At 71.3% G+C, this 9,637-nt stretch carries 10 protein-coding genes and 1 tRNA gene; all 11 read left to right on the top strand.

The window, feature by feature from the left end:
- The first annotated feature begins 176 nt into the window (after positions 1-176).
- Positions 177-863 carry a dienelactone hydrolase family protein gene (locus Vgi01_RS03680; RefSeq protein ID WP_204290124.1) on the top strand — a complete coding sequence of 229 codons (687 nt, stop codon included), beginning with the start codon at positions 177-179 and terminating at the stop codon, positions 861-863.
- Complete coding sequence (locus tag Vgi01_RS03685; RefSeq protein WP_308441764.1) at positions 856-1,596, top strand: uracil-DNA glycosylase; 741 nt, start codon at positions 856-858, stop codon at positions 1,594-1,596. The genes Vgi01_RS03680 and Vgi01_RS03685 overlap by 8 nt, the downstream gene beginning before the upstream one ends.
- A gap of 18 nt (positions 1,597-1,614) precedes the next feature.
- Positions 1,615-2,403: a DUF4129 domain-containing protein gene (locus Vgi01_RS03690; RefSeq protein ID WP_239088786.1), complete on the top strand. Its 789-nt coding sequence runs from the start codon at positions 1,615-1,617 to the stop codon at positions 2,401-2,403.
- On the top strand, positions 2,400-2,987 hold the full coding sequence (locus Vgi01_RS03695; RefSeq protein WP_102656528.1) for a hypothetical protein: 588 nt from the start codon (positions 2,400-2,402) through the stop codon (positions 2,985-2,987). Before Vgi01_RS03690 ends, Vgi01_RS03695 begins: the two co-directional genes overlap by 4 nt.
- Entirely contained in the window at positions 2,987-3,994 is a 1,008-nt protein-coding gene (locus Vgi01_RS03700) for an AAA family ATPase (protein ID WP_102656527.1), read from the top strand. Before Vgi01_RS03695 ends, Vgi01_RS03700 begins: the two co-directional genes overlap by 1 nt.
- A 6-nt stretch (positions 3,995-4,000) precedes the next feature.
- Positions 4,001-5,377: a DUF58 domain-containing protein gene (locus tag Vgi01_RS03705; RefSeq protein WP_204290125.1), complete on the top strand. Its 1,377-nt coding sequence runs from the start codon at positions 4,001-4,003 to the stop codon at positions 5,375-5,377.
- 117 nt (positions 5,378-5,494) lie between these two features.
- On the top strand, positions 5,495-6,058 hold the full coding sequence (locus Vgi01_RS03710) for a hypothetical protein (RefSeq protein ID WP_373306848.1): 564 nt from the start codon (positions 5,495-5,497) through the stop codon (positions 6,056-6,058).
- Positions 6,059-6,211: 153 nt separating this feature from the next.
- The gene (locus tag Vgi01_RS03715) at positions 6,212-7,525 is read left to right on the top strand and encodes an NAD(P)/FAD-dependent oxidoreductase (RefSeq protein ID WP_204290127.1); all 1,314 of its coding nucleotides are present in this window, start codon (positions 6,212-6,214) and stop codon (positions 7,523-7,525) included.
- A 242-nt stretch (positions 7,526-7,767) separates the two neighbouring features.
- Positions 7,768-7,848: transfer RNA gene (locus tag Vgi01_RS03720), tRNA-Leu, on the top strand.
- Positions 7,849-7,951: 103 nt separating this feature from the next.
- Positions 7,952-8,830 (top strand): Bax inhibitor-1/YccA family protein, encoded by an 879-nt coding sequence (locus Vgi01_RS03725; RefSeq protein WP_204290128.1) that lies wholly within the window; start codon positions 7,952-7,954, stop codon positions 8,828-8,830.
- A 416-nt stretch (positions 8,831-9,246) separates the two neighbouring features.
- Entirely contained in the window at positions 9,247-9,540 is a 294-nt protein-coding gene (locus Vgi01_RS03730; protein WP_102659684.1) for a hypothetical protein, read from the top strand.
- The last annotated feature ends 97 nt before the right edge of the window (positions 9,541-9,637 follow it).

Here is a 9,637-nt window from a genome sequence, read left to right on the forward strand (position 1 = left end):
TTCCTGGAATCTCGCCGGTTGACACGTCTTCCGCAGCGGCCAGCGCGGATGCGAACAGGAGGTGAATGCCACTGTTTCGGCATCTTCCGGCGGGAGGTCACCGCGTGGCAGGCTACCGGCACGTAGGACCACTGGGCGACCAGCCAACGATGACTGACCGCTAGGAGGACGGGCCGATGGGCGAAATGGTGACCTACCGTGGCGGTGGCGGTACGGGTGAGGGATACCTCGCGATACCTGCCACCGGTACGGCAAGTCCCGCGGTGATCGTCATCCAGGACTGGTGGGGGCTCGCGCCGCACATCCGGTCGGTGGTGGACCGGTTCGCCGAGGCGGGCTTCGTCGCCCTCGCCCCGGACTTCCGGCACGGTGAACCGGCCGGCAAACCGAGCGAGCCGCAGCAGATGCTGAACGGGCCGCAGATGGACGAGGCGGCGCGGGAGATCGCCGCAGCCGCCGAGTACCTCGCCGGCCGACACGAGGTCACCGGCAAGATCGGCTGTGCCGGGTTCTGCGCCGGGGCCAGCCTGGCCCTGTGGGCCGGGAACTTCTCCGAGCGGATCGTCGCCACCACCGCGTTCTACCCCCGCCTGCCCTGGGAGGGCATGCGGTCGGAGTGGACGGAGTACGCCGGCAAGGACGCCCTGGTGCACTGCTCCGAGGCGGACGGCACCTCGGCCGACCCGGGAGTGCAGACCGTACGCCGGGCCATCGAGAACGCCGGTGGCACCTGCCACCTGCACGACTACCCGGGCACCTCGCACGCCTTCTTCAACGAGGACCGGCCGGAGCACTTCGACCAGCGCGCCGCCACCAGCGCCTGGGCCCGCAGCCTCGAACTCTTCCGGGCGAAGCTTGGCTGAGCCACGTACCCCCGCCGAGGTGGTCGCCCGCGCCGCGCGGGCGACCGACCTGGCCGACCTCGACGCGGCGGTGAGCGACTGTTTCGCCTGCCCGAGGCTGGTCCAGTGGCGGGAGGAGGTGGCGCGTACCAAGCGGGCCGCCTTCCGCGACCAGGAGTACTGGGGTCGACCGGTGCCCGGCTTCGGCGACCCGGCGGCGCGGATCGGCATTCTCGGGCTGGCCCCGGCGGCGCACGGCGGCAACCGCACCGGGCGGATCTTCACCGGTGACCGTTCCGGCGACGTGCTCTTCGCCGCCCTGCACCGCGCCGGGCTGGCCAACCAGCCGACAAGCGTGGCCGCCGACGACGGGCTGACCCTGCGGCACACCCGGATCTTCGCCGCCGTCCGCTGCGCCCCACCGGACAACAAGCCCACCCCCGCCGAGCGGGACACCTGCGCGCCCTGGCTGCATCGAGAGGTGGCGCTGATCCGACCGACCCTGCGGGTGGTGGTCGCACTGGGCGCCTTCGCCTGGGCCGCGTGGTGGCCGGTGTCGCGGGACGTCTATGGCGTCGCCGCGCCCAGCCCGCGACCGTCGTTCGGCCATGGGGCACACTGGTCCGGCACGGCCGTACCGGAACTGCTCGGCTGTTACCACGTCAGCCAGCAGAACACCTTCACGGGACGGCTGACACCAGGGATGCTGGACGATGTGTTCACCGAGGCGAAACGGTTGGCCGAGGTGGACTGAGGCTGCGGGGTGGTGGCGATGACGGACAGGACCCCTGACCTGCCCGACGTACGCCCCGGTGGCCCGGAGGCAGGCCGGATGGACCTCGTACGCAGGTGGTGGTCGGTCGCACTGGTGGCCGGGTTGCTCGCTGCCGTGGCGTTGGCCGCCACCCATTCCTCCATCGGAGCCAGCCGGATCCCGCCCGCCGTGCAGGACGCTCCCTTCGTGCTGGAATACCCGACCGGCGACCCCAGACCCTCCATCCCGGCCGAGCCGCGGCAAGCCGCCGAGCAGGCCAGCACCGCCCTGCCCGCCTGGCTCGGCACGGTGGCCGTGGTGCTGCTCGGGATGGCGCTGCTGGCCGCCCTCAGCTATCTGGGGTGGAGTGTGGCGCGGTCGGTGGCCCGGCGGGTCACCCGGCGGCTGCCGGTCGGCATCAACCGGCGCAACGCCGAAGGCACCGCCCGGGAGGTCGTCGCCGCGGTCGACGCCGGTCTGGTCGAACTGGACGATCGCGCCACCGACCCCCGGACCGCGGTGATCGCCTGCTGGGTACGCCTCGAAGAGGCCGCCGCCGCGGCCGGGGTGCCCCGGCTGGCCGGGGACACCCCGACCGACCTGGTCACCCGGCTGCTACGCGGCGACCCCTCCGCCGGTGTGCCGGCCATCGTCAGCGCCGATGTGCTCGCCGAGTTCGCGAACGTCTACCGGGAGGCCCGCTACGCCACCCGGCCGGTCGACGAACACACCCGCGACCAGGCGCGGGCCGCCCTGCGTCGGTTGCGCGGTGAACTCGCCGCCACCGTCGAGCAGGTGCCGACATGAGCAGCACCAGCATCGACGACCTGCTCAGCTTCTCCGAGGAGGACCGGTCGGTCCAGCCCGAGCAGCGCCCAGCCGGGCGGGTACGGTCCGTCGCCACCTTCCTCGGTGTCGCGGCCGCCAGCACGGTGGTGCTCGTCGCCGGGCTCCGCGCCGTCGGCCTGCGGGTGTCGTTGCTGGTGCTGGTGGCTGCGGTGGTCACCCTGCTGCTGGTGCGTCGCATCGTCGTCCTGCTCGCCCCGCCGCCGAAGCCCCCACGGTCCACCTCGGGTTCCGGTGGCGAGGAGGACGGCATGTACAACTGGGACGCCCGGGACGCGTTGCGTGCCGCGATCAACGGTTGGGAAATGCCGCTGGAGTGGACGAAGTCCCGTCCGGAGCGGTTCACCACGCTGGTCCTGCCTCGGCTGGCGGAACTGGCCGACGAGCGGCTCCGCCTCAAGCACGGCGTGACCCGTGAGTCGGACCCGACCCGGGCCCGTGCCCTGCTCGGTGACCGCCTGTGGATGTTCCTGGAAACCCCGCCTCGTCGTACCCCCTCACCGCGCGACCTCGCGGTGATCGTCGCCGAACTGGAGAAGATCTGATGAACGACGCCGCCCGGACCATGCCCCCCACCGAGGTCGGTCACCTCGCCCGGGCGGTACTGGACGCGGTGGGCCAGGTCGTGGTCGGCAAGCGGGACGCCCTGGAACTGGTGCTCGCCGGCATCCTCGCCGGTGGCCACGTGCTGCTGGAGGACCTGCCCGGCCTGGGCAAGACCCTCACCGCCCGGTGCTTCGCCCAGGCGCTCGGGTTGGACTTCCGCCGCCTGCAGTTCACCCCGGATCTGTTGCCGGCCGATGTCACCGGCTCCTTCCTGTACGACCAGCGCAGCGGAGACTTCGCCTTCCGGGCCGGGCCGGTCTTCACCAACCTGCTGCTCGCCGACGAGATCAACCGGACGCCGCCGAAGACCCAGTCCGCCCTGCTGGAGGCGATGCAGGAGAAGCAGGTCTCGGTGGAGGGCGTGACCTACCGGCTCGACGAGCCCTTCCACGTGCTGGCCACCGCCAACCCCATCGAGTACGAGGGCACCTATCCGCTGCCGGAGGCGCAGCTGGACCGGTTCCTGTTGCGGGTGTCCTTCGGTTATCCGCCCCAGGACGAGGAGTGGGAGGTGCTGCGCCGCCGGATGGCCCGCCGCCGCGAGGAGGCAGACATCAAGCCGGTGGTCGACGCGGCGACCCTGCGGGCCATGCAGGGGGCGTTGGAGGACGTCACCGTGGAGGATTCGGTGGGCCGCTACATGGTGGCATTGACCGCGGCCACCCGCGAACATCCCTCGGTGCTGGTCGGCGCCTCGCCGCGCGGCTCGTTGGCCCTGCTGCTGCTGGCCCGGGTACGGGCGGTGCTCTCCGGGCGGGACTTCGTGGTGCCGGAGGACGTCAAGGATGTGGCCGCACCGGCCCTGGCCCACCGGATCACCCTGCGGCCGGAGATGTGGCTGCGTCGGGTCGATCCGTCCTTCGTGGTCGGTGAGGTCCTCGACCAGACCCCGGCACCGGCCAGCGGGGCACTGCCCAGCTACGCCGCCGGGCGGCAGGGGATCTGACCCGACGTGAGGCTCGCGGATCGATCGGCACCTGCCAACTGGGCGCCCACTGCGGCACTCGGTCGGGCGGTGCTGCTCACCGGCCTGCTGCTGGTCGCGGCGGTGCTGCTGGGCCGGGTGGACCTGATCGTGCTGGCCGCCCCCTTCGCCCTCGGCACGGCGTACGCGCTGCGCAATCGCCCCACCGAGCTGCCCCGGGTGTGGGTCAGTGTCGACGAGGGGCACCTGGTGGAGGGTGGTGAACTGGTCGGCCGGGTCAGCGTCGGCAACCCGGACGCGACCCCGTACGACGTGGCCGTGCTGCGTACCCGGGTGTCGCCCTGGCTGCGCATCGACCGGGCCACCCTGGCTGGTGGCGCGGTCAGCGGGCGCAGCGGCGACCGCCGTTCGGTGACCGACCGGCCGTTCGTCACCTCGGTGGACCCGGACACCGCTGTGGATCTGGAACTGACCGGCACCGCCCTGCGCTGGGGACGGCACCCGTTCGGCCCGGCCGGTGCCCGGGTCGCCGCCGCGCAGGGTCTGCTGGTCTCCCGCGCGGTGATCGCCGAACCGGTCGTCAACCCGGTGTACCCGAAAACCGAGCCCTTCGAGGCGGTCAACGCGATGCCGCGGGCGGCCGGGCTGGTCGGCGCGCACCACTCGCGGCGGGCCGGGGAAGGGGGAGAGTTGGCCGGGGTACGGGTCTTCGCCCCCGGTGACCGGCTCCGTCGCATCGACTGGCGGGTGTCGCTGCGGGCCCGGCAACTGCACGTGGCGGCCACCCTCTCCGACCGGGACGCCGAGGTGGTGGTCCTGCTGGACGTGCTGGCCGAGGCGGGCCGCTCCGGCGGCATCGCGGGCAAGGCCACGGTGCTGGACACCACGGTCCGGGCCGCCGCCGCCATCGCCGAGCACTACCTGCACCGGGGCGACCGGGTGGCGCTGCTGGAGTACGGCCCGAACGCCCGGCGACTGCGTCCGGCCACCGGCCGGCGGCAGTACCTGACAGTCCTGGAATGGCTGCTGGACGTCAAGGCACAGCATTCCCCGCACGAGCCGTACGACCAGGTCTTCGGTTCGCAGCTGCTCTCCGCGGACGCCCTGGTGGTGGTGCTCACCCCGCTGCTGGAGGAGCGGTCCGCGCAGATGCTTGCCCGGCTGGCCCGTTCGGGACGGTTCGTGGTCGCCGTGGACACCCTGCCGGCCGACCTGTCGCCACCCAAGGACCGGGGCTGGGCCGAGGTGGCGTACCGGCTGTGGCGGCTGGACCGGGACACGATGATCGCGCAACTACGCGAGCACGGCGTGCCGGTCGTACCGTGGGCCGGCGCCGGCAGCCTCGACCAGGTCCTGCGCGACGTGGCCCGCCTGGCCACCGCCCCCCGGGTGGGTGGCCGGTGAGCGCGAGGAACGCAGCGCAGCGGAGTCCCGCAGTCGCGAACGAAAGGTGGGCTCGGTGAGCGCGAGGAACGCAGCGCAGCGGAGTCCCGCAGTCGCGAACGGAGAGCCAGCTCAGTGATTGGAAGCCTTACCGGTCGGATCCGGGAGTTGCAGACGGTGGCGAGCCGGATCGCGTTGGCCCCGGTGTTGATCCGTCTCGGGATCTTCGTCAGCTCGCTGGCGGGCCTCCTGCTCGCGTACCCGGCCGAGGTCGTCGCGGGGCAGGCCCTGCCGGCGTTGCTGGGGGTCGCGGCGCTGCCCGCGCTGGCACCGCGCCGGTTTTGGCCGACCTTCGCCGCGCTGGTCACCGTCGGCGGCTGGCTGATGGCCACCGACGGGTACGACCGACCGGTCGCCCTGTGGCGGCTGATGGCTGTGGCGGTGCTGCTCTACCTCACCCACACCCTCTGCGCACTGGTGGCGGTCCTGCCGTACGACGCGGTGGTGGACCCGGATCTGATCGTGCGTTGGCTCACGCGTACCGGCTGGGTGTTGCTCGCCACTGCCGTGCTCGGGGTGCTGCTGCTGGAGTTGGGCCGCATGGGGGCGGGTACGGCCGGCTGGCAGTTCGTCACGATCGCCGGTCTTCTCGTCGCGCTGGCGGTGACCGCGACGCTGGCCTGGCTGCTGAAACGCCGGTGACGACGGGGAGGAGTGCCGTTTGGGGCGGTCCTGCCCGGGTGCCCGAAGTGCCGTGAGTGGCCTGGGTAGTCCAGGTCACACAGAGGTTGTGCTCGGTCACAGAAGGGGGCCGGGAACGGGATTAGTGCTGCCGCTGGGGGAAAGATGGTAGGCGTGAATCCGAAGCGGATCCTTGTGGTGGGTGCCGGGCACGTCGGTCTCTACGCGGCGCTGCGCCTGTCGAAGAAGCTGAGTTCCCGTGAGGCTGAGGTCATCGTCGTCGACCCCCAGCCGCACATGACGTACCAACCGTTCCTGCCGGAGGCGTCCGGCGGCAACATCTCGCCGCGGCACTCCGTGGTGCCGCTGCGCCGGGAGTTGCGCCGGTGCACAGTCGTGTCCGGTGCGGTGACCCGCATCGACCATCACCGCAAGACCGCCACCGTGCAGCCGATCGTCGGCCCGCCCCGGGAGATCGCGTACGACCATGTGGTGGTCGCGCCCGGTTCGGTCTCCCGTACGCTGCCGATTCCCGGTCTGCACGAGCACGGCATCGGCTTCAAGACCATCGGTGAGGCCATCTATCTGCGCAACCACGTGTTGGAGCAGTTGGACGTGGCCGCCGCGACCACCGACCCGCAGGTGCGCCGCCGGGCGCTGACCTTCGTGTTCGTCGGTGGCGGGTACGCCGGCATCGAGGCGCTCGCCGAGATGGAGGACATGGCCCGCGATGCGCTGCGGTACTACCCGGAGCTGAAGGCGTCGGACATGCGGTGGGTGCTTGTCGAAGCCACCCAGCGGGTGCTGCCCGAGGTCGACCGGGACATGGGCGCCTACACGGTGCAGCAGTTGCTGAAGCGGGACATGGACATCCGGCTGGACACCCGCCTGGAGTCCTGCGTCGACGGGGTGGTCAAGCTCTCCGACGGCGACAGCTTCGCCTCCGACACCATCGTCTGGACCGCCGGGGTGAAGCCCTCGCCGATGCTGGACGCCACCGACTTTCCCCGTGACGACCGGCGGCGGGTCACCTGCCTGCCGACCCTCCAGGTGGTCGACGGCGACCGGGTGGTCGAGGGCGCGTGGAGTGCCGGGGACTGTGCCGCCGTACCGGACCTGACCAAGGCGCCGGGCAACTACTGCTCGCCGAGTGCCCAGCACGCGGTGCGCCAGGCCCAGCGGATGGCCGACAACATCGCCGCGGTGATCCGGGGGCGCGAGCCGGTCGCCTACAAGCACAAGCACGCCGGCAGCGTGGCCAGCCTCGGCCTGCACAAGGGCGTGGCCCAGGTGTACGGCATCAAGATGACCGGCTGGCCGGCCTGGTTCATGCACCGCACGTACCACATGAGCCGGATTCCGTCGTTCAACCGGAAGGTCCGAGTGGTGGTCGACTGGACGCTGGCGTTCTTCCTCAAGCGTGAGGTGGTCGCCCTCGGCCAGCTGCACGACCCCCGCGAGGAGTTCGCCGAAGCCTCCCGCAAGTAGGAACGCATGTAAGGAAGGGCCCCTTCTTAACGCCTCGCGTAGAGCAGGGGCCCCCTTTTAACACCTGCGCCTATGCCGCATCTAGCTGCGTCCGCCCGGTTGTCGTCCGATTGGGGCCGGGGTGCGTCGACGTGTGTCGTTTTGGACCGGCGCTGGAGTGGTCGGCGCACGGGACGTCGTATCGGCCGGGAAACCGCTACCGTGGCACTGCACCGCCGCGTGTCGGCGCGTCGGGGTCACCCGCCCGGGTGGTGGAACGGCAGACACGGCCGCCTTAAAAGCGGCTGCCGCAAGGCGTGCGGGTTCGACCCCCGCCCCGGGCACTCTCAGCGTTCCTTCAGCCTTCCGACGTCCACCCGACTGTTTCGGCCGTTTACTCTTATAGGGCGCGTTGACGTGCCACGACCCCCTTAGGGAGGCCAGACAGTGAAGACTTCGAACCCGGTACTCGCTCGGCTCGGCCAGGCGGCCGAGCGGGAGCGTGCCGCCGGGTACGCCCCCACCGGGCCGTACGGACAGCCCGGTTACCCCCAGCAGTACCCGCAGGCCGGCTACCCCCAGCAGCCTGGTTACCCCCAGCAGTACCCGCCGCAGGCCGGCTACCCCGGCGCGCCGGGCTTCCCGGCGGCACCGCAGGCCGTCACCCCCATGTCGATCGACGACGTGGTGGTCAAGACGGTCATGCTCCTGGCCATCGTCGGCGTCTCCGCCGCAGCGGCCTGGATCCTGGTGCCGGACGCACTGCTCGGTGTTGCTTGGATCGGTGCCGCCGTTGTCGGCCTGGTGCTCGGCCTGATCATCTCGTTCTCGAAGATGGCGAACCCGGCGCTGGTCGTCGCGTACGCCCTCGTCGAGGGTGTCCTGGTCGGCGCGATCAGCAAGTTCTTCGAGGCGCGTTACCCGGGCATCGTCATCCAGGCGGTCGTCGCCACCTTCGGTGTCTTCTTCGTGATGACCATGCTCTACAAGGCGCGGGTCATCCGGGCTACGCCGAAGTTCACCAAGGGTCTGATCGCGGTGATGGCCGGCCTCTTCGCGGTCATGATGATCAACCTGGTGCTGTCGCTGTTCGGCGTCAACACCGGCCTGCGTGACGGTGGCGCGTTGGCCATCGGCTTCAGCCTGGTCTGCATCGTGGTGGCCTCGCTGAGCTTCGTGCTCAGCTTCAAGGAGGTCGAGGACGGCGTCCGGATGGGCCTGCCGCAGCGCTACTCCTGGGTGGCCGCCTTCGGCATCCTGGTCAGCCTGATCTGGCTCTACATCGAGATCCTGCGCCTGCTGAGCTACTTCCAGGGCGACGACTGACCCTCGCCGCCCCACGACCGACCGGCGCCCGCTCCCGCCCAGGGAACGGGCGCCGTCGTCATTCCCCCACCCACAACCCCACCCCAGCCCCTGCCCACCCAGCCCCGCCCTCCACCCAGCCCCGCCCACCTCGGCCCCGTCGATCATGCAGTTTTGGTCGCCGAAACGTCCTTTCTGAACCTTATGTCGCGACAAGAAGTGCATGATCCACGCTGATTGGGCGTGCGGGGCGGGGGCGCAGTACGGCGGGTGGTAGGTGCTGGCGGCGTACGGGGACGGCGACCGCGCGGGAAACGAGCGCGGGCGGAGTGGCGGTTGTGGTGCGGCATGGTGGCGTGGGGCGGGGACGTGGCGGGCTGGCTGGGAGGGGTGGTGGGTAGGGTTTTGGGGTGGGGGATGTGGAGTTGGGGCGGGGCGTGGAGTTGCTGGTGCGGCAGGTGGGGCACTGGCAGCAGGGGCGATGGTCCGTTGTCGCCTCGGCCGGCGAGGTGTCACGGGCCGATCTGGTGTATCGGCTGGTTCAGGACATCGCTGATCTGGCGGCCGATGCGGAGGAGCAACCACGTCGGCCCGTCCCTCGGCTCGACAACGACCTGGCTCTGGCCGACCAGCTCCGGGTGGTCGCGGCCGACCTGCTCGCCGCCGGTCCGTCCGACGAAGTCCTGGCCCGGGCCACGGCCGAGGTGGCCGCGACCCGAGCCGCGCTATAAGGTCCGCCGAGCGCCGAGCGCCGAGCGCCGAGCGCCGAGCCGCCGAGCGCCGAGCGCCGAGCGCCGAGCCGCCGAGCGCCGAGCGCCGAGCGCCGAG

Source organism: Micromonospora gifhornensis (assembly GCF_016863515.1).
In the GTDB taxonomy this organism is placed as follows: Bacteria; Actinomycetota; Actinomycetes; order Mycobacteriales; family Micromonosporaceae; genus Micromonospora; species Micromonospora gifhornensis.